Below are 25,755 nucleotides of genomic sequence, written 5' to 3' on the forward strand. Positions count from 1 at the left end.
CTCCCGCACACACGAAGGGGTCCGAGGGCAGCGCGCCCTCGGACCCCTTCGTGGCACCCCGGATCCCGCGGCTACGGAGCCGTCGAGCGGTGGCAGATGTACGCCAGCGTGCCGAGCAGCAGCCGCGCCTGCGGCGGCGCTCCCGCCGTGTCCAGCGTCGGCGGCCGCAGCCAGCGGGCCGGCCCCTGGCCCCCGCGGTCCGACGGCGGGGCCGTGATGTGACTCCCCGGCCCCAGGCAGTGCAGATCAAGCCCGGCGTCGTCCCAGCCCATCCGGTAGAGCAGCCGCGGCAGCTCCTCCGCCGCGCCCGGAGCCACGAAGAACTGCGCCCGTCCCATCGGCGTCGCCGAGACCGGGCCCAGCGGCAGCCCCATCCGCTCCAGGCGCACCAGCGCCCGGCGGCCCGCCCCCTCCGCGACCTCGATGATGTCGAAGGCCCGGCCCACCGGAAGCATCAGCGCAGCCCCCGGGACCTCCGCCCAGGCCCGGGTGGCCTCGTCGAGCCCCGCGCCCGCCGGGACCTCCGGGGCGAAGGCGAGCGGGTGCGCCCCCGGGGCCGTACAGGACGCGTCCCCGCAGGAGCAGCGGCCCGCGGCCGCCCGGGCGCCCGGGACCACGTCCCACCCCCACAGCCCCGTGTACTCGGCCACCGCAGTGCCCTCCGCGGCGCGCCCGCGGCGCCAAGAGCCGGACCGGATCTCCCTGATCCCCCGGCTGCTGCCGATCGTGAAGCCCATGCCCCCTCCAACGGGTGGAAGTCGCCGGTGGTTACGAGCCGGAGTCTGCCCCTAACTCTGCGTCGCGGCCGGTCCGGCTCCGGCGGCGCGATGGGGTGAGAGGGGTGGTGCAGGCGGTGGCGCACGCCTGCGCGTGCAACTGTCCGCCGACTCCCGTTCGTCGCATGTCAAGTGAATCGCGTTCGGTCCCTGGCGCGTTCATTCGAAGGGGTGGCGAATGGTGGCGATTCTTGAATCGCCCTCGCAGGACCGGTGATCGTAGGATTACTTTCGGTACACGAACCCCGGGGAACGGGCGCGCGCACGGGTATGCCGGAGGCATGCCGGAGTCGTCTGCGACATCTGTTTGAAGGGCGACAAGCTCCGGACGGATGCCGCGACTCACGGCATTCTGATAGGGGTTCGCACGACAGAGGTTCTACCGAGATTCACCTGAGGATTCAGCGGATGGGGGCGTTCCAGTGGGCGGCAGTGGCGCAGACGGTACGAATGCCGGCAAGCGCCCGAACGAGCAGCTGAGCTCGTGGTTCATGCGCAGCGGCTGGTCGAAGGGCGAGCTCGCGCGTCAAGTGAACCGCCGGGCGCGCCAGATGGGCGCACACCACATCAGCACGGACACCTCCCGGGTCCGCCGCTGGCTCGACGGCGAGCAGCCCCGCGAGCCGATCCCGCGCATCCTCTCCGAGCTCTTCTCCGAGCGGTTCGGCAGCGTCGTCGCCATCGAGGACCTCGGCCTGCGCACCGCCCACCAGTCACCCTCGGTGTCCGGAGTCGACCTGCCCTGGGCCGGGCCCCAGACCGTCGAACTCCTCAGCGAGTTCTCCCGCAGCGACCTCATGCTCGCCCGGCGCGGCTTCCTCGGCACCTCCCTGGCGCTCGCCGCAGGCCCCTCCCTCATCGAACCGATGCAGCGCTGGCTCGTGCCCTCCCCGGCCGCCGAGCCGGCCCGCCCCGAGCCCGTCGCCCGCCGCCCCCACCGCCTCTCCCGGGCCGAGCTCGACCTGCTCGAATCCACCACCGCCATGTTCCGGCAGTGGGACGCCCAGTGCGGCGGCGGACTGCGCCGCAAGGCCGTCGTCGGCCAGCTCCACGAAGTGACCGACCTGCTCCAGGAACCCCAGCCCCCCGCCACCTCCCAGCGGCTCTTCAAATGCGCCGCCGAACTGGCCGAACTGGCCGGCTGGATGAGCTACGACGTCGGCCTGCACCCCACCGCCCAGAAGTACTTCGTCCTCGCCCTGCACGCCGCCAAGGAAGCCGGCGACAAACCCCTCGGCTCGTACATCCTCTCCTCCATGAGCCGCCAGATGATCCACCTCGGCCGGCCCGACGACGCCCTCGAACTCATCCACCTCGCCCAGTACGGCAGCCGCGACTGCGCCACCCCGCGCACCCAGGCCATGCTGTATGCGATGGAGGCCCGGGCCTACGCCAACATGGGCCAGCCCAGCAAGTGCAAACGGGCCGTCCGCATGGCCGAGGACACCTTCGCCGACGCCGGCCTCGACGGCGAGCCCGAGCCCGACTGGATCCGCTTCTTCTCCGAGGCCGAACTCAACGGCGAGAACGCCCACTCCTACCGCGACCTCGCCTACGTCGCCGGCCGCAGCCCCACCTACGCCTCCCTCGCCGAACCGGTCATGGAACGGGCCGTCGACCTCTTCGCCAAGGACGGCGAACACCAGCGGTCCTACGCCCTCAACCTCATCGGCATGGCCACCGTCCACCTCCTCAAGCGCGAGCCCGTGGAATCCACCGTCCTCGCCGAGAAAGCCCTCACGGTCGCCCGCAGCGTCCGCTCCGAACGGGTCAACACCCGACTGCGCAAGACCGTCGACACCGCCGCCCGCGACTTCGGAGACGTAGCCGAAGTCGTACGCCTCACCGACCTGCTCACCGCCCAGCTCCCCGAGGCCGCCGAAGCGGTCTGACCCACGCCGCCGCCCCCGGAACCCCGGCCGCGACAGCCACCCCGTACAGCCCGACTCGGCTCCCCCGCCAGGTCAACGGGTGACTGTCGCGGCCGGCCCGCGTCCACGGGGACCACACCCCGGGGTGACACCCGCGGAGGGTACTCCCGTGACCTCCCCGTGACCCTCCAGTTCATGGCGGCGTAACACGCAAGACCTCTTCGTCACTACCGCGAAACATCGAGCGGCATCGGCGGAAACGGCGCTGCGCCAACCTCGGGCGTCATAACCGGCCACCCCTCATGGCCAGCCGCTCCGGCCCCGCCCCCGCACAGGCCGTACGACGACGAGGAGACGCCGATGGCACCAGCCATCACGACCCTGGCCGCAGACGCCCCCGAGCTGTCTGCCGCCAACACCGGGTTCATGCTCATCTGCTCCGCCCTGGTCATGCTGATGACCCCGGCACTCGCCTTCTTCTACGGAGGCATGGTCCGCGTCAAGTCCACCCTCAACATGCTGATGATGAGCTTCATCAGCCTCGGGATCGTCACGATCCTGTGGGTGCTCTACGGCTTCAGCATCGCCTTCGGCACCGACTCCGGATCACTCATCGGCTGGTCCTCCGAGTACGTCGGCCTCAGCGGCATCGGTATCACCGAGCTCTGGCCCGGCTACACCATCCCGGTCTACGTCTTCGCCGTCTTCCAGCTGATGTTCGCGATCATCACGCCCGCCCTGATCAGCGGCGCCCTCGCGGACCGGGTCAAGTTCACCGCCTGGGCGCTGTTCATCGCCCTGTGGGCCACCATCGTCTACTTCCCCGTCGCCCACTGGGTCTGGGGCACCGGCGGCTGGCTCTTCGAGATGGGCGTCATCGACTTCGCCGGCGGCACCGCCGTCCACATCAACGCCGGCGCCGCCGCCCTCGGCGTCATCCTCGTCATCGGCAAGCGCGTCGGCTTCAAGAAGGACCCGATGCGCCCCCACAGCCTCCCGCTGGTCATGCTCGGCGCCGGACTGCTGTGGTTCGGCTGGTTCGGCTTCAACGCCGGCTCCTGGCTCGGCAACGACGACGGCGTCGGCGCGGTCATGTTCGTCAACACCCAGGTCGCCACCGCAGCCGCCATGCTCGCCTGGCTCGCCTACGAGAAGATCCGCCACGGCGCCTTCACCACCCTCGGCGCCGCCTCCGGCGCCGTCGCCGGCCTCGTCGCCATCACCCCCGCCGGCGGCTCCTGCTCCCCACTCGGCGCGATCGCCATCGGCGCCATCGCCGGACTGCTCTGCGCCATGGCCGTCGGCCTGAAGTACAAGTTCGGCTACGACGACTCCCTCGACGTCGTCGGCGTCCACCTCGTCGGCGGCATCGCCGGCTCCCTCCTCGTCGGCTTCTTCGCCACCGGCGGCGTCCAGTCCGAGGCCAAGGGCCTCTTCTACGGCGGCGGCCTCGAACAGCTCGGCAAGCAGGCCATCGGAGTCTTCGCCGTCCTCGCCTACTCTCTGGTCGTCTCGGCGATCCTCGCCTTCCTCGTCGACAAGGCCATCGGCATGCGGGTCTCCGAGGACGACGAGATCTCCGGCATCGACCAGGTCGAGCACGCCGAGACCGCGTACGACTTCAGCGGAGCCGGCGGCGGCACCTCCTCGCGCACCACCGCCGCCCCCGCCCCCGTAGCCCAGGAGACCAAGAAGGTGGACGCATGAAGCTCATCACGGCCGTCGTGAAGCCACACCGGCTCGACGAGATCAAGGAGGCCCTGCAGGCCTTCGGAGTACACGGCCTGACCGTCACCGAAGCCAGCGGCTACGGCCGCCAGCGCGGCCACACCGAGGTCTACCGCGGCGCCGAGTACACCGTCGACCTCGTCCCCAAGATCCGTATCGAGGTCCTCGTCGACGACGAGGACGCCGAACAGCTCATCGACGTCGTCGTGAAGGCCGCCCGCACCGGCAAGATCGGAGACGGCAAGGTCTGGAGCGTTCCGGTCGAGACCGCGGTACGGGTCCGCACCGGCGAACGCGGCCCGGACGCTCTGTAACCGCGACCACCGAAAGGCAGGCTGCCGGGTGACGAGCCTCGACACGAGCACGGAAACGGAAGACTCGGGACCCAGCGGCTACGCGGCGGCCCGGCTGCGCCTCCTCAACGAGAAGGCGCGGCCCGGGCCGCCGCGGCGTGCCGCCCTCGCCCGGCTCACCGACGAGTGGCTCGGCGCCCTCTTCGCCGCCGCCACCCCACCCCGCGGCACCGCCCTGGCCGCCGTCGGCGGCTACGGCCGCGGCGAACTCTCCCCCCGCAGCGACCTCGACCTCGTCCTCCTCCACGACGGCAGCGCGAGCGCCCGCGACATCGCCGCCCTCGCCGACCGGATCTGGTACCCCGTCTGGGACCTCGGACTCGCCCTCGACCACTCCGTACGCACCCCCGCCGAAGCCCGCAGAACCGCCGCCGACGACCTCAAGGCCCACCTCGGTCTCCTCGACGCCCGCCCCCTCGCCGGCGACCCCGCACTCGTCACCAACCTGCGCACCGCCGTCCTCGCCGACTGGCGCAACCAGGCACCCAAACGCCTCCCCGAACTCGACGCCCTCTGCCGCGAGCGCGCCGAACGCCAAGGCGAACTGCAATTCCTCCTCGAACCCGACCTCAAAGAGGCCCGCGGCGGACTACGCGACGCCACCGCCCTGCGCGCCGTCGCCGCCTCCTGGCTCGCCGACGCCCCCCGCGACGGCCTCGCCGAAGCCCGCCGCGTCCTCCTCGACACCCGCGACGCCCTCCACCTCACCACCGGCCGCGCCACCGACCGGCTCGCCCTCCAGGAACAGGACACCGTCGCCGACCACCTCGGCCTCCTGGACGCCGACACCCTGCTCCGCGAGGTCTACGAAGCCGCCCGCACCATCGCCTACGCCACCGACGTCACCTGGCGCGAGGTCAACCGCGTCCTACGGGCCCGCTCCGTACGACCCCGGCTGCGCGCCCTCATCGGCGGACGGACCGTCGGGAAACCGCCCGTGGAGCGCACCCCGCTCGCCGAAGGCGTCGTCGAGATGGACGGCGAGGCCGTCCTCGCCCGCACCGCCCGCCCCGAACGCGACCCCGTCCTCCCGCTGCGCGCCGCCGCCGCGGCCGCCCAGTCCGCCCTGCCGCTCTCCCCGCACGCCGTACGCCGCCTCGCCGCCGCCACCGGCCCGCTGCCCGTGCCCTGGCCCGCCGAAGCCCGCGAAGCCCTCGTCACCCTCCTCGGCGCCGGCGAGCCCACCGTCCCCGTCTGGGACGCCCTGGAGGCCGAAGGCCTCATCAGCCGCCTGCTGCCCGACTGGGAACGCGTCCGCTGCCGCCCCCAGCGCAACCCCGTCCACACCTGGACCGTCGACCGCCACCTCGTCGAGACCGCCGTACGCGCCTCCCTGCTCACCCGCCGCGTCGGCCGCCCCGACCTCCTCCTCGTCGCCGCCCTCCTCCACGACATCGGCAAGGGATGGCCCGGCGACCACTCCGTCGCAGGCGAGACCATCGCCCGCGACGCGGCCGCCCGCATCGGCTTCGACCAGCACGACGTGGGCATCATCGCCACCCTCGTCCGCCACCACCTGCTGCTCGTCGAGACCGCCACCCGGCGCGACCTCGACGACCCGGCCACCGTCGCCCTGGTCGCCGACGCCGTCGGCACACCCACCACCCTGGAACTCCTGCACGCCCTCACCGAGGCCGACGCCCTCGCCACCGGCCCCGCCGCCTGGTCCTCCTGGCGCGGCTCCCTCGTCACCGACCTCGTCAAACGCGTCACCGCCGTCCTCGCCGGGGAGAAACCCGACCAGCCCGAACCCGCCGAACCCAGCGCCGAACAAGAACGCCTCGCCATCGAAGCCCTGCGCACCGGCGAACCCGTCCTCGCCCTGCACGCCCAGACCGAGACGGCACCCGAGGACGGCGCCCCCGAACCCGTCGGCGTCGAACTGCTCATCGCCGTCCCCGACCAGCCCGGCGTCCTGCCCGCCGCCGCCGGCGTCCTCGCTCTGCACCGCCTCACCGTTCGCGCCGCCGACCTGCGCGCCGTCGACCTCCCCGGCGACCTCGGAGCCACCTCCGTCCTCGTCCTGAACTGGCGCGTCGCTGCCGAATACGGCTCCCTGCCCCAGGCCACCCGCCTCCGCGCCGACCTCGTCCGCGCCCTGGACGGCTCCCTGGACATCCCGGCCCGCCTCGCCGAACGAGAAGCCGCCTACCCCCGCAGGCGAGGCGTCACGGCCCCACCACCCCGCGTCACGGTCGCTGCCGCCGACTCCCGCCGCGCCACCGTCATCGAGGTCCGCGCCCAGGACGCCCCCGGCCTGCTGCACCGCATCGGCCGGGGGCTGGAGGACGCAGGCGTACGGGTCCGCAGCGCGCATGTGTCCACGCTGGGCGCGAACGCGGTCGACGCGTTCTACGTGACGGGCCCGGCGGGTGCCCGGCTGCCCGCGGAGGACGCCGCCGAGGTGGCGCGGGTCCTGGAGGCGGCGCTGCGGACGACGTGACGACGGGGCAGGAAGCTCGTTGACCGGGCGTGGTCCCCGCCGACGCGGGGGTGGTCCGAACCTTCGGGGTACGGGACGCCTGAGGGCGGCGTGGTCCCCGCCGACGCGGGGGTTTGCGCCCTCTCCGGTCTGAATCCGACCGGCGAGGGCGCCTTGGTCTCCGGGCCAGATACCCTGGAGGGCGACTGTCTCTGCCCCCGACCACCGAGGATCCGCGACCGCCGTGTTCGATACCCTTTCCGACCGCCTCAGCGCGACGTTCAAGAACCTCCGCGGCAAGGGCAGGTTGTCCGAGGCGGACATCGACGCCACCGCGCGCGAGATCCGTATCGCCCTGCTCGAGGCCGATGTCGCACTCCCCGTGGTCCGGACGTTCATCCGGCAGGTCAAGGAGCGCTCCCTCGGCGCCGAGGTCTCCCAGGCCCTCAATCCCGCCCAGCAGGTCATCAAGATCGTCAACGACGAGCTTGTCACGATCCTGGGCGGCGAGACCCGGCGCCTGCGGTTCGCCAAGTCCGGGCCGACCGTGATCATGCTCGCCGGTCTCCAGGGTGCCGGTAAGACCACCCTCGCCGGAAAGCTCGGCCTCTGGCTCAAGGGGCAGGGACACACCCCGCTGCTCGTCGCCTGTGACCTCCAGCGCCCCAACGCCGTCACCCAGCTCGGCGTCGTCGCCGAGCGCGCCGGCGTCGGGTTCTACGGGCCGCAGCCGGGCAACGGCGTCGGCGACCCGGTCCAGGTCGCGAAGGACTCGATCGCGTACGCGCAGTCGAAGCTGCACGACATCGTCATCGTCGACACCGCCGGCCGCCTCGGCATCGACGCCGAGATGATGCAGCAGGCCGCGGACATCCGCGACGCGGTCTCGCCGGACGAGGTCCTCTTCGTCGTCGACGCCATGATCGGCCAGGACGCGGTCAACACCGCCGAGGCGTTCCGCGACGGCGTCGGCTTCGACGGCGTCGTGCTCTCCAAGCTCGACGGCGACGCCCGCGGTGGTGCCGCGCTCTCCATCGCCCACGTCACGGGCAAGCAGATCATGTTCGCCTCCAACGGCGAGAAGCTGGACGACTTCGACGCGTTCCACCCGGACCGCATGGCGTCCCGCATCCTCGGCATGGGCGACATGCTCTCGCTCATCGAGAAGGCCGAGCAGACCTTCAGCCAGGAAGAGGCCGCCAAGATGGCCTCCAAGCTGGCGTCCAAGAAGGGCCAGGAGTTCACGCTCGACGACTTCCTCGCCCAGATGGAACAGGTCCGGAAGATGGGCTCCATCAGCAAGCTGCTCGGCATGCTGCCCGGCATGGGCCAGATGAAGGAGCAGATCAACAACATCGACGAGCGGGACGTCGACCGTACGGCCGCGATCATCAAGTCGATGACCCCGGCCGAGCGCCAGGACCCGACCGTCATCAACGGCTCGCGCCGCGCCCGTATCGCCAAGGGCTCCGGCGTCGAGGTCAGCGCGGTCAAGCAGCTGGTCGAGCGGTTCTTCGACGCCCGCAAGATGATGTCCCGGATGGCCCAGGGCGGCGGTATGCCGGGCATGCCGGGGATCCCGGGCATGGGCGGCGGCCCCGGCCGCCAGAAGAAGCAGCAGAAGCAGGCCAAGGGCAAGCGCAAGAGCGGCAACCCGATGAAGCGCAAGGCCGAGGAGCAGGCCGCCGCGGTGCGCCGCGAGCAAGCCCAGGCCGGTGGCGCGTTCGGGCTGCCCGCGGGTGAGCCGGGCAAGGACTTCGAGCTGCCGGACGAGTTCAAGAAGTTCATGGGCTGATCAGCCGCCGTACGGACGCAGGCCCGGGACCGGGGACGGTCCCGGGCCCTTCCGTATGCCCGTACGCCGTCCGCCCGCACGGCGTCCCGCAGGGGACAAGTCCGTGATGCCGGGTTGATCCCGTTCTCGAATAATGGGGCTGACGTCGGCTTGAGGAGAGCAGCGTGGCCAACCCCGTACCCCCGCGCGACCGGACCGACCAGCCGTGGCGCTCCGAAGGGGCGCCGCCACCCCCGACGCCGAAGAAGAAGATGCCCGGCGGCTGGAGCGGGCTCATCCTCACCGCACTGGTGGTCTACCTGATCACCAATCTGATCCTCGGCTTCTTCAACGACGGCGACGAGCCGACCGTCTCGTACACCGAATTCAGCAAACAGGTCACCTCCGGCAACGTCACCAAGATCTACTCCAAGGGCGACGCCATCCAGGGGCAGCTGAAGAACAAACAGCCCGTTCCCGACGGCGAGGGTGACTACACCAAGTTCACCACCCAGCGCCCGGCCTTCGCCGACGACAACCTCTGGGCCGAACTCACCGAGCAGAAGGTCACCGTCACCGCCGAACCCGTCGTCCAGGAACGCAGCTTCCTCGCCAATCTCCTCCTCTCCCTCGCCCCGATGCTGCTCCTCGTCCTCCTGTGGGTGTTCATCGCCCGGCGGATGAGCGCCGGAATGGGCGGCGGAGGCATGCTCGGCCGCAAGGCACCCCCCAAACCCGTCGAACTGGAACACGTCAAACGCACCACCTTCGACGACGTCGCCGGCATCGACGAGGTCGAAGGCGAACTCAACGACGTCGTCGACTTCCTCAAGAACCCCCAGGCCTACCGCGAGATGGGCGCCAAGATGCCCCGCGGCGTGCTGCTCGCCGGCCCGCCCGGGACCGGAAAGACGCTCCTCGCGCGCGCGGTCGCCGGCGAGGCGGGCGTGCCGTTCTTCTCCGCCTCCGCCTCCGAGTTCATCGAGATGATCGTCGGCGTGGGCGCCTCACGGGTACGGGAACTCTTCGCCGAGGCCCGCAAGGTCGCCCCCGCCATCGTCTTCATCGACGAGATCGACACCATCGGCCGGGTCCGCGGCGGCGGCGCCGGCATGGGCGGGCACGACGAGCGCGAACAGACCCTCAACCAGATCCTCACCGAGATGGACGGCTTCACCGGCTCCGAAGGCGTCATCGTCCTCGCCGCCACCAACCGCGCCGACGTCCTCGACCCCGCCCTCACCCGCCCCGGCCGCTTCGACCGCATCGTCCACGTCTCCCCGCCCGACCGCGGCGGCCGCGAGGCCATCCTCAAGATCCACACGCGGGAGATCCCGCTCGCCGACAACGTCGACCTCATCCAGGTCGCCCGCACCACCCCCGGCATGACCGGAGCCGAACTGGCCAATCTGGCCAACGAGGCCGCCCTGCTCGCCGTCAAACGCGGGCAGCGCGCGGTCACCCAGTCCGACCTCTCCGACGCCCTGGAGAAGGTCCAGCTCGGCGCCGAACGGCCCCTGGTCATGCCCCTGGAGGAACGCCGCCGCACCGCCTACCACGAGAGCGGCCACGCCCTGCTCGGCATGCTCCAGCCCGGCGCCGACCCCGTCCGCAAGGTCACCATCGTGCCTCGCGGCCGCGCCCTCGGCGTCACCTTGTCCACACCCGACGCCGATAAATACGCCTACACCGAGGAGTACCTGCGCGGCCGGATCATCGGCGCGCTCGGTGGGATGGCCGCCGAGCAGGTTGTCTTCGGCGTCGTCACCACCGGCTCCGAGAGCGACCTGGAGCAGGTCACCCGCCTCTCCCGCGGCATGGTCGGCCGCTGGGGGATGAGCGAGCTCGTCGGCCGCCTCACCGCCATCCCCTCCGACGCCGCCCATCAGGCCTACGGCCTGTCCGCGGCGCCCGCCACCCTCGACGCGGTCGAGGGCGAGATGCGCCGCATCGTTGACGAGTGCTACGAGAGCGCCTGCCGCCAACTACGCGACAACCGCGACCGTCTGGACACCCTCGCCGCGGCCCTCCTGGAAGCCGAAACCCTGGAGGAGGACGCCGCCTACCGCGCCGCCGGCATCACCCGCCTCGCCAAGGACACCGACTGAGACGGGACCCGGCCTTGGGGGCCGTCGGGCGTCCGCGGCCGCCTTCCGGCTTCGTATGCCGTTGGGCGGCTCGCACGGCCGTCCACCCGGGCCCGCGTACCGCGTCGAGCCCCGGCCCCGCGGGGGGTTCCGCGGTGGGCGGCTCGCACGGCCGTCCACCCGGGCCACCCCGCACCGCGCCGAGCCCCTCCCGACGGGTTTCCGCCGTAGGGCTCCCGACCGCCGGACCGCCCGGGCCCCGCCCGTACCGCACCGCGCGCCCCGTCCGTACCGCATCGCGCGCCGCCTCGCTCCGGCGGGTTTACGCCGTTCGGGCGATCAGATAGCGGAAGACGTTCGGCATCCACACCGTGCCGTCCCGCCGTACGTGCGGATGCAGTGCCTCTGTCAGCTCCTTCTCCACCTGCCGCTGGTCCGTCGCCGCCACCGCCGCGTCGAACGCCCCGGTCGACAGCAGTCCCCGCACCGCGCTCGCCATGTCCGCGTACCCGAACGGGCATGCCACCCGGCCCGAGCCGTCCGGCCTGAGCCCCGCACCCGCCGCGATCTCCTCCAGCGCGTCCCGCTGCGCGGGCCGCCAGCCGCCCGCACCCCGGCGCCGGGCCCGCATACGTTCGGCCAGCTTCGTCGCCACCCGCATGACCGCCGAGGTGGCGCACCGCTCCGGCGGGCCCCACGCGGTCAGTACCACCGCACCGCCCCGCTCGGCCGCCGCCGAGACGGCCCCCAGCGCCGGAGCCAGCTCCTCCTCGTCGCCCGCCATGCACCCGATCGGGTGAAACGCGGTGATCAAGGTGTACGGGGGAGAGGCCGGGTCCACGGCGTCCGCCGGGCCGCCGTCCACCAGCCGGGCGGCCTGCCCCGGCCGCAGCCGCTCCCGGGCCAGCTCCACGCGCGCGTGGTCCGAGTCCACGCCCGTGACCTGCGCGCCGCGCCCCGCGGCCAGCAGCAGCGCGAGCCCCGAGCCGCAGCCGAGGCCCAGCAGCCGCGTCCCGGCGCCGACGTCGAGGCGCCCGTACACCGCCTCGTAGAGCGGTACCAGCATCCGTTCCTGGATCTCGGCCCAGTCCCGGGCGCGCGCGGTCGCATCCGCGGCCGCCGGGGCCAGGTCCAGCTGGGGTCGGTGCCGAACGAGCGTAGGTGTCATAGAAAGCGCCCCAATCCGCCGAGAGGTCCATCCGTGCGTCCGTGCCCTGATTGACAGCCCCCGTTACGTGCGCTCGCATCCCCCGCTATGCCAGGGAACTCCGCATCCGTCCCGCCGTCCAGTGGTCGCGCGGCCACGCTTGCACCCGGTCGGCCGAAGGTGACCATCCGGCCAACCCGCCCGGGTCGGTGCCGTACGCCCCCCACCGCGCCGGTACTGTCGCTGTCGACGCACGGGCCCCCAAAAGCCCCGCACGCCACGCGCCACGCCGCACAACGGCGCGCCGGGCGCACGGATTTCACCCGCACGCGGGGGCGCACGCGCCACTACGTACCACCTTGGTGTGAGCTGTGAGCCTTCTCCGCAGATCAGCGCACTGGCCCTTGTGAGGACGCATCAATGGCAACTGACGGGTACGTGCAAAATATTTGGGATGCCCCGGAATGGAACCCGGCGGCGTCCCGGCTCGTTGTAAGCGACGTGAGCACGACACCACCTGTTCTCGCCGCAGAGCTGGCACAGGCGTGGGCCGACATTCAGCGGCACCACCCCGAGCTGCCGGACCTTGCCGCGCCCGAATCCCTGATCGGAGAGTCGTCGTCCGCCTGTGGCGCCGAGCTCTCCTTCGAACGACTGCTCCATGAGGCAGTCCACGGCATCGCCGCCGCCCGAGGGGTCCGCGACACCTCCCGCGCCGGCCGCTACCACAACCGCAGATTCCTGGCGATCGCCGAGGAGATGGGCCTGGACCATCCCGAGGAGCCGCACGCCAGCAGCGGTTTCTCCCTGGTCACGCTCAACCCCGAGGCAAAGCGCCGCTACCGGCCGACGATCGAGCGGCTCCAGCGCGCCCTCAAGGCGCACACCGCCGCCACGGCCGCCGACACCAAGCGCTCCTTCCGCGGACCGGCCGCCCGGCACGGCTCCTCCGGCGGCGGCGTGCGGGTCAAGGCCGTCTGCGACTGCGGCCGCAACGTACGCGTGGTCCCGTCGGTCCTGGCCCAGGCCCCGATCGTCTGCGGCGGCTGCGGCAAGCCCTTCCGCATCCCCGAAGCGGTGGGCGCCGCGAGCTGAGCCGGGCGCGTGTGGCACAATGGCTAGCTGTACTCGACAGTCGAACAGGACCCCTCTCTCCTCCGGCTGACGCGTCCATCGGGCACCCGAGTACCGCAACCCCACGTGGCATCTCGTTGTGCCCAACCACGTCAAGACCAGGAGACACCACTCCAGTGGCAGTCAAGATCAAGCTGAAGCGTCTGGGCAAGATCCGTTCGCCTCACTACCGCATCGTCGTCGCCGACTCCCGTACCCGCCGTGACGGCCGGGCCATCGAGGAGATCGGCCTGTACCACCCGGTGCAGAACCCGTCCCGCATCGAGGTCAACTCGGAGCGCGCGCAGTACTGGCTGTCCGTCGGCGCCCAGCCGACCGAGCCGGTCCTCGCGATCCTGAAGCTCACCGGCGACTGGCAGAAGCACAAGGGCCTGCCGGCCCCGGCGCCGCTGCTGCAGCCGGCGACGAAGGAGGACAAGCGCGCCTCCTTCGACGCGTTCGCGAAGTCCCTCGAGGGCGACGACGCCAAGGGTGAGGCCATCACCCCCAAGGCGAAGAAGGCCGACAAGAAGGCGGACGAGGCTGAGGCTGCGTCCACCGAGTCGACCGAGGCCTGAGCATGCTCGAGGAGGCTCTCGAGCACCTCGTGAAGGGCATCGTCGACAACCCTGACGATGTGCAGGTCGCCTCGCGCAACCTGCGCCGCGGCCGCGTGCTCGAGGTCCGGGTCCACCCCGACGACCTCGGCAAGGTGATCGGCCGCAACGGCCGCACCGCACGTGCGCTGCGCACCGTCGTGGGCGCCATCGGCGGCCGTGGAATCCGCGTCGACCTCGTCGACGTGGACCAGGTTCGCTGATCAAGTTGGCTGTTTAACCTGAGAAGCGCCGGCACGGGCCGGGGAGGGCCTCGCGGTCCGCCCCGGCCCGTCGCCGTATGACAGGAGAGTGAGTAGTGCAGCTGGTAGTCGCGCGGATCGGCCGCGCCCACGGCATCAAGGGCGAGGTCACCGTCGAGGTACGCACCGACGAGCCTGAACTGCGGCTCGGCCCCGGCGCCGTACTGGTCACCGACCCGGCCTCCGTCGGGCCGCTGACCATCGAGACCGGCCGGGTCCACAGCGGCCGGCTGCTGCTCCGCTTCGAAGGCGTACGGGACCGCACCGCCGCCGAAGCCCTGCGCAACACCCTCCTCATCGCCGACGTCGACCCCGACGAGCGCCCCGAGGACGAGGACGAGTTCTACGACCACCAGCTCATCGACCTCGACGTCGTCCTCGCCGACGGCACCGAGGTGGGCCGGATCACCGAGATCTCCCACCTGCCGTCCCAGGACCTCTTCATCGTCGAACGCGCCGACGGCACCGAGCTCATGATCCCCTTCGTCGAGGAGATCGTCACCGACATCGACCTCGCCGAGCAGAAGGCCGTCATCAACCCGCCGCCCGGGCTGATCGACGACCACGCCGAGATCGTCTCCTCACGCGACGACGCCCGGCACGACGGCGACCGGCGCGACGACGCCCGGCACGACAACGGCCAGGATCCCAAGGGCGCGCACGGATGAGACTCGACGTCGTCTCGATCTTCCCCGAGTACCTGGAGCCGCTGAACGTCTCGCTCGTCGGCAAGGCACGCGCGCGTGGCCAGCTCGACGTCCACCTGCACGACCTGCGGCAGTGGACCTACGACCGCCACAACACCGTCGACGACACCCCCTACGGCGGCGGCCCCGGCATGGTCATGAAGACCGAACCCTGGGGCGACGCCCTCGACCAGATCATGGCCGACGGCTACGAGACCGGCGCCCAGGGCCCCGTCATGGTCGTGCCCACCCCCAGCGGCCGCCCCTTCACCCAGGAACTCGCCGTCGAACTCTCCCAGCGGCCCTGGCTGATCTTCACCCCGGCCCGCTACGAAGGCATCGACCGCCGGGTCATGGACGAGTACGCCACCCGCATACCGGTCTACGAGGTCTCCATCGGCGACTACGTCCTCGCCGGCGGAGAGGCCGCCGTCCTCGTCATCACCGAGGCCGTCGCCCGGCTGCTCCCCGGCGTCCTCGGCAACGCCGAATCCCACCGCGACGACTCCTTCGCCCCCGGCGCCATGGCCAACCTGCTCGAAGGCCCCGTCTACACCAAGCCACCCGAGTGGCGCGGCCGCACCATCCCCGACGTCCTCCTCAGCGGGCACCACGGGAAGATCGCCCGCTGGCGGCGCGACGAGGCCTTCCGGCGCACCGCCCTGCACCGCCCCGACCTGATCGAGCGCTGCGACCCCGCCGCCTTCGACAAGAAGGACCGGGAAATCCTCTCGATGCTCGGCTGGGCCCCCGAACCCGGCGGCCGATTTTGGCGCAGGCCGCAGGCCGTGGAAGAATAGGCCGCTGCTGTACGCCCGGACTGCGCCCCTGCCACAGGGGGACCGTCGCAGACGTGGCGGCGCAGCTCCCGAATTCTCACCGAACTCCCGCTCGGCGACCTGTGGCGTCGTGCGAAGAAAGCAGACGAAGAACATGTCTCACCTGCTCGACGGCGTGAACGCCGCCTCCCTGCGCTCGGACGTCCCGGCCTTCCGCCCGGGTGACACCGTCAACGTCCACGTCCGCGTCATCGAGGGCAACCGCTCCCGTATCCAGCAGTTCAAGGGCGTCGTCATCCGCCGCCAGGGCTCGGGCATCAGCGAGACCTTCACGGTCCGCAAGGTCTCCTTCTCCGTCGGCGTCGAGCGCACCTTCCCGGTGCACAGCCCGATCTTCGAGAAGATCGAGCTCGTCAGCCGCGGTGACGTCCGTCGCGCCAAGCTCTACTACCTGCGTGAGCTGCGCGGCAAGGCTGCCAAGATCAAGGAGAAGCGCGACAACTGAGCCCCCGGCTCACCGACGCGCACTCGGGCCCACAGGGTGGCCGGATAGGCTCTGCCCCCGATGGACACCGAAGCACAGCACACGGAGCGCGACCGCTCCTCCACGACGGAGGAGCGGTCGCGCTCCGCGCGCATTCCAGGGCTCTCCTGGCGGGGCGCGGGGCTCCTCGGCCTCGTCTGCACCCTCTTCCTGCTGCTCCTCAGCCACTTCGTGGTGCAGCCGTTCCTGATTCCCAGCAGCTCCATGGAACCCACCCTCGAAGTGGGCGACCGGGTCCTGGTGAACAAACTGGCGTACCGTTTCGGCGCTGAGCCCCGCCGCGGTGACGTCGTCGTCTTCGACGGCACCGGCTCCTTCGTCCAGGAGGCGCCGCAGGACAACCCCGTCACGGGGCTCCTGCACGGGGCCGCCGCGGCCCTCGGCCTCGCCGAGCCGGCCGAGACCGACTTCGTGAAGCGGGTCGTGGGCGTGGGCGGAGACCGCGTCGTCTGCTGCGACAAAGGGGGCAGGGTCCGGGTGAACGGCACACCGGTGCAGGAGACGTACCTCTTCCTGGGCGACGCTCCCTCGAAGGTCCCCTTCGACATCGTCGTCCCCCAAGGCACCCTCTGGGTCATGGGCGACCACCGCAGCAGATCCAGCGACTCCCGCGACCACCTCGGCTCGCCCGGCGGCGGCATGGTCCCCGTCGACCAGGTCATCGGCCGCGCCGACTGGATCGGCTGGCCGCTCGGACGCTGGACCTCCATCGGCGGCACTGGCGCCTTCGACCGCGTACCCGCCCCGAAGCCGGGCGGAGGCCATGGGTAACCGGGGCCGGCGCGCCCACCATCGCGCCGACACCCGGCTGCCCACGGGCTCGCGCCCCACGGACGGCGCCCGGCCCCTGCCCGGCCGCGCCGAGCGCCGCAAGCTCGCCCGCAAGGTCAAACGCCGCCGCCAACGCTCCGCGATCAAGGAGATACCCCTCCTGATCACGGTCGCGCTGCTCATAGCCCTGGTCCTGAAGACGTTCCTGGTCCAGGCGTTCGTGATCCCGTCCGGGTCGATGGAGCAGACCATCCAGATCAGCGACCGGGTCCTGGTGGACAAGCTGACTCCGTGGTTCGGCACCAAGCCCCAGCGCGGCGACGTGGTCGTCTTCAAGGACCCCGGCCGCTGGCTCCAGGAGGAGGCGGTCCCCCAGGAGGAGGACCCCGTCGTCCTCAAGCAGATCAAGCAGGGCCTGACCTTCATCGGACTGCTTCCGTCCGCCGACGAGAAGGACCTGATCAAGCGGGTCGTCGCGGTCGGCGGCGACACCGTGAAGTGCTGCGACGCCGACGGACGCATCACCATCAACGGCATACCGATCGACGAGCCGTACCTGCACCCGGGCAATGAACCGTCGAAGATCAAATTCTCGGTCAAGGTGCCCGCAGGCCGCCTCTTCGTGATGGGCGATCACCGGGCCAACTCGGCCGACTCCCGCTTCCACCTCGACGAGGCGTTCCAGGGAACCGTCGCCGAGGACCAGGTCGTCGGCCGGGCCGTGGTCATCGCCTGGCCCTTCAGCCACTGGCGCACCCTGGAGGAGAAGGAGACGTACGCCTCCGTCCCCGATCCCCCCGACGCGCGGACGGCGTCTACGGCCGCACCCGGCCCGTCGCATAGTGTGTCTCCTCGGAATCTCAACGGATTGATCCGGCTCCCGACCCCTGCGGAACTCCCGCTCGTTATGGGAGTGATAGGGCTGTCTCTGGCTTGGGGCAGGCAATTGCACGGAGTGAGGAGTGGATGTGGGGGATGTGGCGGTCGGCGCACGATCCGGACACGAAGGGCCCGAGGAGGGGCCCGAGCCGCTCGCAGGCTCACCCGCAGCCATGACGGATGACTCCGGCAGCCGTCCCGACGCCGAGTCCGGTGACACGGGCGGCGACGACAGCGGCCCGTACGTCAAGAAACAACGTTCGTTCTGGAAGGAACTGCCGCTGCTGATCGGTATCGCCCTCGTCCTGGCGCTGCTGATCAAGACCTTCCTCGTGCAGGCGTTCTCGATCCCCTCGGACTCGATGATGAACACCCTGCAGCGCGGAGACCGCGTCCTGGTCGACAAGCTGACCCCGTGGTTCGGCTCCGAGCCCGACCGCGGCGAGGTCGTCGTCTTCCACGACCCGGGCGGCTGGCTGGAGGGCGAGCCCACCCCCGAGCCCAACGTGGTCCAGGAATTCCTGAGCTTCATCGGCCTCATGCCCTCCGCCGAGGAGAAGGACCTGATCAAGCGGGTCATCGCAGTCGGCGGCGACACGGTCCAGTGCCGCAAGGGCGGGAAGGTCACGGTCAACGGCAAGGAGCTGGACGAGACCGCCTACATTTACCCCGGCTCCACCCCCTGCGACGACCAGCCCTTCGGGCCGATCAAGGTGCCCGAGGGCCGGATCTGGGTCATGGGTGACAACCGCCAGAACTCCCTGGACTCCCGCTACCACCAGGAGCTCCCGGGCAACGGCACCGTCGCCAACGACCAGGTCGTCGGCCGCGCCGTTGTCGTGGCCTGGCCGCTGACCCGCTGGGCGACCCTGCCCGTGCCGGCCACCTTCGACCAGCAGGGCCTGAGAGCGGCCGCGGCCGTCGCCCCCGGTGCCGCGGGACTCGCCGGCATCGGTGCCGTGGGCGCCGTACCGCTGCTGCTCCTGCGCAGGAAGCGGCGCCACCAGGACACCCTTCAGCAGAGCTGAGCGTGGGGCCCGTCCATGGCGCGGGCGGCCATACCGCCGAGTAGGGGAGCGCGGGTAGGGTGCCGTCCCAGATCGAACCTCCGAGGCGGGGAGCGCTGGGATGAGCGGGACTGTACGGACGGAAGGCGGCCGCGGCCGCCTCGGCAGCGCACTGTCGGGGCTGGCCGTGGCCGTCGGCTGTGTGCTCTTCCTCGGCGGCTTCGCCTGGGGCGTGGTCCAGTACAAGCCCTACACCGTCCCCAGCGACTCGATGACCCCCACCGTCGACGTGGGCAACCGGGTGCTGGCCCAGCGCATCGACGGGGCCGACGTCCGCCGCGGCGACATCGTGATCTTCAAGGACGCGGTCTGGAGCGACCTGCCCATGATCAAACGCGTCGTCGGGGTGGGCGGCGACAAGGTCGCCTGCTGCGACGCGGACGGGCGTCTGACGGTCAACGGCAAGGCCGTCGAAGAACCGTATCTGCGGGACAAGGGCGGCCCGGCCTCCCCGCAGAACTTCACCGCCACCGTGCCCCAGGGCAACCTCTTCCTCCTCGGCGACGAGCGCCTCACCTCGCTCGACTCCCGCGTCCACCTCCGCGAGGCAGGCCAAGGATCCGTACCGCGCAGCGCCGTCAGCGCCCGCGTCGATGCCATCGCCTGGCCGCTCGGCAGCGTGATCGAGCGGCCCGCCGCCTTCGCCGCCCTGCCCGGGGGAGTGTCGCGGCCGGGCCCGGTGAAGCTGATCCTGGGCTCCGTGGTGGCCGGAGCGGCACTCATCCTCGCCGGATGCGCATACGGGCCCCTGGCGCGGCTCCTGTCCCGGCGACCGGCGGCGGAGCGAGGAAAGGCGGTGACGGGATGACCGAGCTGCACGGCGGCCCCTCAGATCCCGGAAGGGGCGTTTCTTCAGGACCCCAAAGGGCTGCCGGGCGCGAGGGCGGCGCCGGGGCCGGGCCCGAGGAGGCAGGCGTGGCCGGTGGCCCCGAAGCGCGCCGCGTCGCGCGGGTGATCCTGCTCGACCCCGACGACCGCATCCTGCTCATGCACGGCTACGAACCGGACGACCCGGGCCAGACCTGGTGGTTCACCCCCGGCGGCGGCCTGGAGGGCGACGAGACCCGGGAAGAGGCCGCCCTGCGGGAACTGGCCGAGGAGACCGGCATCACCGACGTGGAACTCGGCCCGGTGCTCTGGCAGCGGCACTGCTCGTTCCCGTTCGACGGCCGCCGCTGGGACCAGGACGAGTGGTACTTCCTGGCACGTACCACCCAGAACACCGCCGCGCTCGGCACCCTCACCGAACTGGAGACCCGCAGTGTCACTGGTCTCAGGTGGTGGACCTCCGCCGAACTGTCGGCGGCCCGTGAGACGGTGTACCCGACCAGACTCGCCGAGCTCTTTCGCACACTGCTCGACGAGGGACCCCCGAGCGCACCGGTGGTCCTGGCCCCGGAAAACGTCTAGGGGCGCAGGAGGCTGTCGCACAATAGGGGGACGCACGGCTGAAGGGGAACATGCCATGAGCGCCGAGGACCTCGAGAAGTACGAGACCGAGATGGAGCTGAAGCTCTACCGGGAGTACCGCGACGTCGTCGGGCTGTTCAAATATGTGATCGAGACCGAGCGTCGCTTCTACCTCACCAACGACTACGAGATGCAGGTGCACTCGGTCCAGGGCGAAGTGTTCTTCGAGGTCTCGATGGCCGACGCCTGGGTCTGGGACATGTACCGGCCCGCTCGCTTCGTCAAGCAGGTACGCGTCCTCACGTTCAAGGACGTGAATATCGAGGAGCTCAATAAGAGCGACCTCGAACTCCCCGGCAGCTGATCCCGTCACCTGACCCCGCAACCTGATCCCGGCACCGGCACCGGCAGCGGATGCCGGACCGGCGGTTGCTCATGCCGCCCGCTGTCCAGTCCCCGAACGAGTGATCCGGTTTTCCACAACCGGTCGGTTATCCACCAAGATCCACACGCTCCGCGGCGCCCCGCCACAGTCGTCCGCGGAGGTGGTTACCGATGAACGCCACGGGGGCACTCGGACGCTACGGAGAAGAGCTGGCCGCACGCCGGCTCACCGCACACGGCATGACCGTCATCGCACGCAACTGGCGATGCGGCCGCACCGGAGAGATCGACATCGTCGCCCAGGATGGCGACACCCTGGTCGTCTGCGAAGTCAAAACCCGCAGAGGGGGCGCCTACGAGCACCCCATGGCCGCCATCACCCCCAGCAAGGCCGACCGGCTCAGACGACTCGCCGCCTGCTGGCTCCACCGCCACGGCGGACCACCCCCCGGCGGCCTGCGCATCGACCTCATCGGCATCATCCTGCCCCGACGCGGCGCACCTGTCGTCGACCACGCCCAGGGGGTGGCCTGATGGGATTCGCCCGCACCTGCTCCGTCGCACTCGTCGGCGTCGAAGGCGTCGTCGTCGAAGTCCAGGCCGACCTCGAACCCGGCGTCGCCGCCTTCACCCTCGTCGGACTCCCCGACAAAAGCCTCAGCGAAAGCCGCGACCGCGTCCGCGCCGCCATCGTCAACTCAGGCGCCGACTGGCCACAGAAAAAACTCACCGTCGGACTCAGCCCCGCATCCGTCCCCAAAAGCGGCAGCGGCTTCGACATCGCAGTCGCGGCCGCCGTACTCGGCGCGGCCGAACGCATCGACCCCCGCGTCATCGCCGACCTCGTCCTCATCGGCGAACTCGGCCTCGACGGCCGCGCCCGACCCGTCCGCGGCGTCCTGCCTGCCGTCCTCGCAGCCGCCGAAGCCGGCTACCGCCACGTCGTCGTCCCCGAACAGACCGCCGGCGAAGCATCCCTCGTCCCCGGCGTCTCCGTCCTCGGCGTCCGCAGCCTGCGCCAGCTCATCGCCGTCCTCACCGACGAACCCGTCCCCGAGGAAGAACCCACCGAACAAGGCCGCCCCGACGCCATGCTCGCCGGACTCGTCGTCCCCGGCGCCGCCGTCGGCACCGGCCTCGCACACGACCCCACCGACGGACCCGACCTCGCCGACGTCGCAGGACAACACAGCGCCCGCACCGCCCTCGAAGTCGCCGCCGCCGGCAGCCACCACCTCCTGCTCACCGGACCACCCGGCGCAGGCAAAACCATGCTCGCCGAACGACTCCCCGGCGTCCTGCCACCCCTCGCCAGGAAGGAATCCCTCGAAGTCACCGCCATCCACTCCGTCGCCGGCATCCTCCCGCCCGGCGAACCCCTCGTACACCGCCCGCCCTACTGCGCACCCCACCACTCCGCGACCATGCAATCCCTCGTCGGCGGTGGCAACGGCCTGCCACGCCCCGGCGCCGTCTCCCTCGCCCACAAAGGAGTCCTCTTCCTCGACGAAGCACCCGAATTCTCCGGAAAAGTCCTCGACGCCCTCCGTCAGCCCCTCGAATCCGGGCACGTCGTCATCGCCCGCAGCGCAGGCGTCGTACGCCTCCCCGCCCGCTTCCTCATGACCCTCGCCGCCAACCCCTGCCCCTGCGGCCGGCACACCCTCCACGGCGCCGGCTGCGAATGCCCCGCCTCCCTCATTCGCCGCTACCAGGCCCGCCTCTCCGGCCCCCTCCTCGACCGCGTCGACCTCCGCGTCGAAGTCGAACCCGTCACCCGCTCCGACCTCCTCACCCAAGGCGGCCGCGGCGAACCCACCGCCACCGTCGCGGCCCGCGTCCACGAAGCCAGAGACCGCGCCGCCACCCGCCTCCACGACACCCCCTGGACCGTCAACAGCGAAGTCCCCGGCCACGAACTCCGCACTCGCTACCTCGTCGCCCCCGGCGCCCTCGCCGCCGCCGAACGCGACATCGAACGCGGACTGCTCACCGCCCGCGGCCTCGACCGCGTCCTCCGCGTCGCCTGGACCATCGCCGACCTCGCCGGACACGACCGTCCGCTCACCGAGGACGTGGCCCTCGCCCTCGAACTACGTACCGGCATCGCCCGAGGAATCCCCACCGCAGCCGGAGCCCGCCCATGACCCCACCCCTCACCGAAGGCCCCGGCACCCCCGACCCGTCCCACACCGACCTGTCCCACTCCGCCGAACGCCTCGCCCGCGCCGCGCTCACCCGCACCATCGAACCCGGCGACGAACACGGCGGACGCTGCCTGCGCCGCTACGGAGCCACCGGCCTCCTCGCCCGCCTCACCACACCCACCCACCAACAAGGCATCCTCGGCCCCACCGGAGAACGCCGCATCCACGGCTGGCGCACCCGCGCCGCCGCCGCCCACCCCGAGGACGACCTCGCCACCGCCCACACCCACGGCATCCGCTTCCTCATCCCCGGCGACCTCGAATGGCCCACCCAACTCGACGACCTCGGCGACGCCCGCCCCATCGGGCTCTGGGCCCGCGGCCTCGGCGACCTGCGCACCTGGTCCCTGCGCTCCGTCGCCGTCGTCGGCGCCCGGGCCTGCACCCCCTACGGCACCCACACCGCCACCCACCTCGCCTCCGGCCTCGCCGAACGCGGCTGGGTCGTCACCTCCGGTGCGGCCTTCGGCATCGACGGCGCCGCCCACCGCGGCGCCCTCGCCGCCGGCGGCGCCACCATCGCCGTACTGGCCTGCGGAGTCGACACCGTCTACCCCCGAGGTCACGCCGAGTTGATCGCACGCATCACCGAACAAGGCCTCGTCGTCGGAGAACTCCCACCCGGAAGTCACCCCACACCCGCCAGATTCATCCTCCGGAACCGAGTCATCGCCGCACTCACCCGCGGCACCGTCGTCGTCGAAGCCCAGTACCGCAGCGGATCACTCGTCACCGTCCGCAACGCCCAGCGCCTCGGCCGCCACACCATGGGCATCCCCGGACCCGTCACCAGCGGCCTCTCCGCAGGCGTCCACGAACTCCTGCGCGGCGAAGCCACCCTGGTCACCGACGCCGCCGACGTCATCGAACTCGTCGGAGACATCGGCGACCTCGCCCCCGCCCGGCGCGGCCCCATCCTCCCCAGAGACCTCCTCGACCCCACAGCCGCCCGCGTACTCGAAGCCCTCCCCGGCCACGGCGCACTCCGCGCCCCCGACATCGCCCTCCGTGCCTCCACACACCCCGACGACACGCTCGCCAAGCTGTACGAACTCCACGCCCTCGGCTTCGTCGAACGACACGGCGACGACTGGACCCTCACCCACCCCCCACGCGGCACGACGAACCAGTGGCGAGGCGGTACTTGACCTGAGGCATTCGGGTGAAAAAGTGATGCCGATGACCCACGCACCACCCACAGCACCCCACCGGGAGCCGACGCACGCGGCGTCGGCTCCCGTTCGAAGGTGTGCCCGACGGCAGCCTCCCGCCCAGGGGCGATCCGCGTCTCTTCGCTCACCGCGACAGCCCAGTCACGCTACGCTCACCGAAATCCCCACCCAGGTACACGCACCCGCCATCCCGCACCCCACGGCAGAACGGCTCAAGGCAACACATGCCCCAGCACACCTCCGGGTCTGACCGCACTGCGGTGCCCCCCGCAGCCCGGGGCACCGTGCGGCCACCCGCGCCCTCGTCACTCGACGAGCTGTGGCGGTCCTACAAGGCCACGGGCGACGAGCGGCTCCGGGAGCAGCTGATCCTGCACTACTCACCCCTGGTCAAATACGTCGCCGGCCGCGTCAGCGTGGGGCTGCCCTCCAACGTCGAACAAGCCGACTTCGTCTCCTCCGGAGTCTTCGGACTCATCGACGCCATCGAGAAGTTCGACGTCGAACGCTCCATCAAATTCGAGACGTACGCCATCACCCGCATCCGCGGCGCGATGATCGACGAACTCCGCGCCCTGGACTGGATTCCCCGCTCCGTACGCCAGAAGGCCCGTGCCGTGGAACGCGCTTACGCCACCCTCGAAGCACAGCTGCGCCGCACCCCCTCCGAGAGCGAAGTCGCCGCCGAGATGGGCATCGCCCTCGAGGAACTACACGCTGTTTTCAGCCAGTTGTCCCTCGCCAACGTCGTGGCCCTCGAAGAGCTGCTGCACGTCGGCGGCGAGAGCGGCGACCGGCTCAGCCTCATGGACACCCTCGAGGACACCGCCGCCGACAACCCCGTCGAAGTCGCCGAGGACAGAGAGCTGCGACGGCTGCTCGCCCGCGCCATCAACACCCTCCCCGAGCGCGAGAAGACCGTCGTCACCCTCTACTACTACGAAGGCCTCACCCTCGCCGAGATCGGCCACGTCCTCGGCGTCACCGAAAGCCGCGTCAGCCAGATCCACACCAAATCCGTCCTCCAGCTCCGGGCCAAGCTGGCCGATGTAGGACGCTGACGCCGAAGCGACGGTCGTAGAGTGGAGCCGTGCCCAGGATTCGAGCGGCCTCCGTGGCCGAGCACCGGACCATGCAGCGCGGCGCCCTCCTGGACGCCGCGCGTTCCCTGCTGTCCGAAGGCGGAACGGAAGCCCTGACCTTCCCCGCCCTCGCCGAGCGCACCGGACTCGCCAGGTCCTCCGTCTATGAGTACTTCCGCTCCCGCGCCGCCGTCGTCGAGGAGCTCTGCGCCGTCGACTTCCCCCTCTGGGCCGCCGAGGTCGAGAGCGCCATGGAGCGCGCGGACACCCCCGAGGGCAAGGTCGAGGCGTACGTACGCCAGCAGCTGGAGCTCGTGGGAGACCGCCGGCACCGCGCCGTCGTCGCCATCTCCGCCAGCGAACTCGACGACGGCGCCCGGGAGAAGATCCGCGCCGCCCACGGCGGCCTGGTCGCCATGATCGTCGAAGCCCTCGCGGAACTCGGCCAGCCCGAACCCCGCCTGGCCGCCATGCTGCTCCAAGGCGTCGTCGACGCCGCGGTCCGGCGCATCGAACTCGGAGCGGCCGAAGACCCGACGGTGATCGCCCGCACGGCGGTCTCCATGGCCCTCCACGGCGTCCGCACCCCCTGATCTCCCCCCAGGGGGCCCACCCCCCTCCCCCCGCCCCTCCCCCCGTCGCCC

25 protein-coding genes are annotated in these 25,755 nt (G+C 71.2%); 23 read left to right on the forward strand and 2 right to left on the reverse strand.

What is annotated here, in order from left to right:
- Positions 1–71: 71 nt before the first annotated feature.
- Positions 72–737, reverse strand: coding sequence for a bifunctional DNA primase/polymerase (locus ACZ7LT_RS31330; RefSeq protein ID WP_471239490.1), 666 nt, complete (start codon positions 735–737; stop codon positions 72–74).
- Between the two features lie 461 nt (positions 738–1,198).
- Here ACZ7LT_RS31330 and nsdA point away from each other — a divergent pair, with 461 nt between their 5' ends.
- The 6 genes from nsdA (at position 1,199) to ftsH (ending at position 11,032) form a co-directional block, all read left to right on the forward strand.
- The gene (nsdA, locus tag ACZ7LT_RS31335; protein WP_189203799.1) at positions 1,199–2,668 is read left to right on the forward strand and encodes a transcriptional repressor NsdA; all 1,470 of its coding nucleotides are present in this window, start codon (positions 1,199–1,201) and stop codon (positions 2,666–2,668) included.
- A gap of 339 nt (positions 2,669–3,007) precedes the next feature.
- Entirely contained in the window at positions 3,008–4,354 is a 1,347-nt protein-coding gene (locus tag ACZ7LT_RS31340) for an ammonium transporter (protein ID WP_471239491.1), read from the forward strand.
- On the forward strand, positions 4,351–4,689 hold the full coding sequence (locus ACZ7LT_RS31345) for a P-II family nitrogen regulator (RefSeq protein WP_471239492.1): 339 nt from the start codon (positions 4,351–4,353) through the stop codon (positions 4,687–4,689). Before ACZ7LT_RS31340 ends, ACZ7LT_RS31345 begins: the two co-directional genes overlap by 4 nt.
- Before the next feature lie 28 nt (positions 4,690–4,717).
- Positions 4,718–7,171 carry a [protein-PII] uridylyltransferase gene (locus ACZ7LT_RS31350; RefSeq protein ID WP_471239493.1) on the forward strand — a complete coding sequence of 818 codons (2,454 nt, stop codon included), beginning with the start codon at positions 4,718–4,720 and terminating at the stop codon, positions 7,169–7,171.
- Between the two features lie 223 nt (positions 7,172–7,394).
- On the forward strand, positions 7,395–8,945 hold the full coding sequence (gene ffh, locus ACZ7LT_RS31355) for a signal recognition particle protein (RefSeq protein WP_471239494.1): 1,551 nt from the start codon (positions 7,395–7,397) through the stop codon (positions 8,943–8,945).
- A 164-nt stretch (positions 8,946–9,109) separates the two neighbouring features.
- Positions 9,110–11,032, forward strand: a complete 1,923-nt coding sequence (gene ftsH, locus ACZ7LT_RS31360) for an ATP-dependent zinc metalloprotease FtsH (protein WP_471239495.1) — start codon at positions 9,110–9,112, stop codon at positions 11,030–11,032.
- A gap of 301 nt (positions 11,033–11,333) precedes the next feature.
- Here ftsH and ACZ7LT_RS31365 read toward each other — a convergent pair whose 3' ends face one another.
- Positions 11,334–12,179 (reverse strand): methyltransferase domain-containing protein, encoded by an 846-nt coding sequence (locus ACZ7LT_RS31365; RefSeq protein ID WP_471239496.1) that lies wholly within the window; start codon positions 12,177–12,179, stop codon positions 11,334–11,336.
- 480 nt (positions 12,180–12,659) lie between these two features.
- Here ACZ7LT_RS31365 and ACZ7LT_RS31370 point away from each other — a divergent pair, with 480 nt between their 5' ends.
- The 17 genes from ACZ7LT_RS31370 (at position 12,660) to ACZ7LT_RS31450 (ending at position 25,704) form a co-directional block, all read left to right on the forward strand.
- Positions 12,660–13,253: a hypothetical protein gene (locus tag ACZ7LT_RS31370; protein WP_471239497.1), complete on the forward strand. Its 594-nt coding sequence runs from the start codon at positions 12,660–12,662 to the stop codon at positions 13,251–13,253.
- A 155-nt stretch (positions 13,254–13,408) separates the two neighbouring features.
- Positions 13,409–13,849, forward strand: a complete 441-nt coding sequence (gene rpsP, locus ACZ7LT_RS31375) for a 30S ribosomal protein S16 (protein ID WP_019889780.1) — start codon at positions 13,409–13,411, stop codon at positions 13,847–13,849.
- Positions 13,850–13,851: 2 nt separating this feature from the next.
- Positions 13,852–14,091 carry an RNA-binding protein gene (locus ACZ7LT_RS31380; protein ID WP_005311361.1) on the forward strand — a complete coding sequence of 80 codons (240 nt, stop codon included), beginning with the start codon at positions 13,852–13,854 and terminating at the stop codon, positions 14,089–14,091.
- Positions 14,092–14,186: 95 nt separating this feature from the next.
- Positions 14,187–14,798 carry a ribosome maturation factor RimM gene (gene rimM, locus ACZ7LT_RS31385; protein WP_471239498.1) on the forward strand — a complete coding sequence of 204 codons (612 nt, stop codon included), beginning with the start codon at positions 14,187–14,189 and terminating at the stop codon, positions 14,796–14,798.
- Entirely contained in the window at positions 14,795–15,616 is an 822-nt protein-coding gene (gene trmD, locus ACZ7LT_RS31390) for a tRNA (guanosine(37)-N1)-methyltransferase TrmD (protein ID WP_471239499.1), read from the forward strand. The genes rimM and trmD overlap by 4 nt, the downstream gene beginning before the upstream one ends.
- 133 nt (positions 15,617–15,749) lie before the next feature.
- Positions 15,750–16,100 carry a 50S ribosomal protein L19 gene (gene rplS / locus ACZ7LT_RS31395; RefSeq protein WP_471239500.1) on the forward strand — a complete coding sequence of 117 codons (351 nt, stop codon included), beginning with the start codon at positions 15,750–15,752 and terminating at the stop codon, positions 16,098–16,100.
- Positions 16,101–16,160: 60 nt separating this feature from the next.
- Positions 16,161–16,910, forward strand: coding sequence for a signal peptidase I (lepB, locus tag ACZ7LT_RS31400; protein WP_471239501.1), 750 nt, complete (start codon positions 16,161–16,163; stop codon positions 16,908–16,910).
- Complete coding sequence (lepB, locus tag ACZ7LT_RS31405; protein WP_471239502.1) at positions 16,903–17,973, forward strand: signal peptidase I; 1,071 nt, start codon at positions 16,903–16,905, stop codon at positions 17,971–17,973. Before lepB (ACZ7LT_RS31400) ends, lepB (ACZ7LT_RS31405) begins: the two co-directional genes overlap by 8 nt.
- On the forward strand, positions 17,888–18,817 hold the full coding sequence (gene lepB / locus ACZ7LT_RS31410) for a signal peptidase I (RefSeq protein WP_471239602.1): 930 nt from the start codon (positions 17,888–17,890) through the stop codon (positions 18,815–18,817). The genes lepB (ACZ7LT_RS31405) and lepB (ACZ7LT_RS31410) overlap by 86 nt, the downstream gene beginning before the upstream one ends.
- A gap of 100 nt (positions 18,818–18,917) precedes the next feature.
- Positions 18,918–19,664 carry a signal peptidase I gene (gene lepB, locus ACZ7LT_RS31415; RefSeq protein WP_471239503.1) on the forward strand — a complete coding sequence of 249 codons (747 nt, stop codon included), beginning with the start codon at positions 18,918–18,920 and terminating at the stop codon, positions 19,662–19,664.
- Positions 19,661–20,266 (forward strand): NUDIX hydrolase, encoded by a 606-nt coding sequence (locus ACZ7LT_RS31420; protein WP_471239504.1) that lies wholly within the window; start codon positions 19,661–19,663, stop codon positions 20,264–20,266. Before lepB (ACZ7LT_RS31415) ends, ACZ7LT_RS31420 begins: the two co-directional genes overlap by 4 nt.
- Before the next feature lie 55 nt (positions 20,267–20,321).
- The gene (locus tag ACZ7LT_RS31425) at positions 20,322–20,630 is read left to right on the forward strand and encodes a DUF2469 domain-containing protein (protein ID WP_005311352.1); all 309 of its coding nucleotides are present in this window, start codon (positions 20,322–20,324) and stop codon (positions 20,628–20,630) included.
- A 191-nt stretch (positions 20,631–20,821) separates the two neighbouring features.
- Positions 20,822–21,184, forward strand: a complete 363-nt coding sequence (locus ACZ7LT_RS31430; RefSeq protein WP_471239505.1) for a YraN family protein — start codon at positions 20,822–20,824, stop codon at positions 21,182–21,184.
- Positions 21,184–22,797, forward strand: coding sequence for a YifB family Mg chelatase-like AAA ATPase (locus ACZ7LT_RS31435; RefSeq protein WP_471239506.1), 1,614 nt, complete (start codon positions 21,184–21,186; stop codon positions 22,795–22,797). Before ACZ7LT_RS31430 ends, ACZ7LT_RS31435 begins: the two co-directional genes overlap by 1 nt.
- Positions 22,794–24,005: a DNA-processing protein DprA gene (gene dprA, locus ACZ7LT_RS31440; RefSeq protein ID WP_471239507.1), complete on the forward strand. Its 1,212-nt coding sequence runs from the start codon at positions 22,794–22,796 to the stop codon at positions 24,003–24,005. The genes ACZ7LT_RS31435 and dprA overlap by 4 nt, the downstream gene beginning before the upstream one ends.
- Before the next feature lie 248 nt (positions 24,006–24,253).
- Positions 24,254–25,090 (forward strand): RNA polymerase sigma factor WhiG, encoded by an 837-nt coding sequence (gene whiG / locus ACZ7LT_RS31445; protein ID WP_028798038.1) that lies wholly within the window; start codon positions 24,254–24,256, stop codon positions 25,088–25,090.
- 53 nt (positions 25,091–25,143) lie between these two features.
- Complete coding sequence (locus tag ACZ7LT_RS31450; protein ID WP_471239603.1) at positions 25,144–25,704, forward strand: TetR/AcrR family transcriptional regulator; 561 nt, start codon at positions 25,144–25,146, stop codon at positions 25,702–25,704.
- The last annotated feature ends 51 nt before the right edge of the window (positions 25,705–25,755 follow it).

The organism is Streptomyces sp. NPDC039465 (assembly GCF_055639315.1).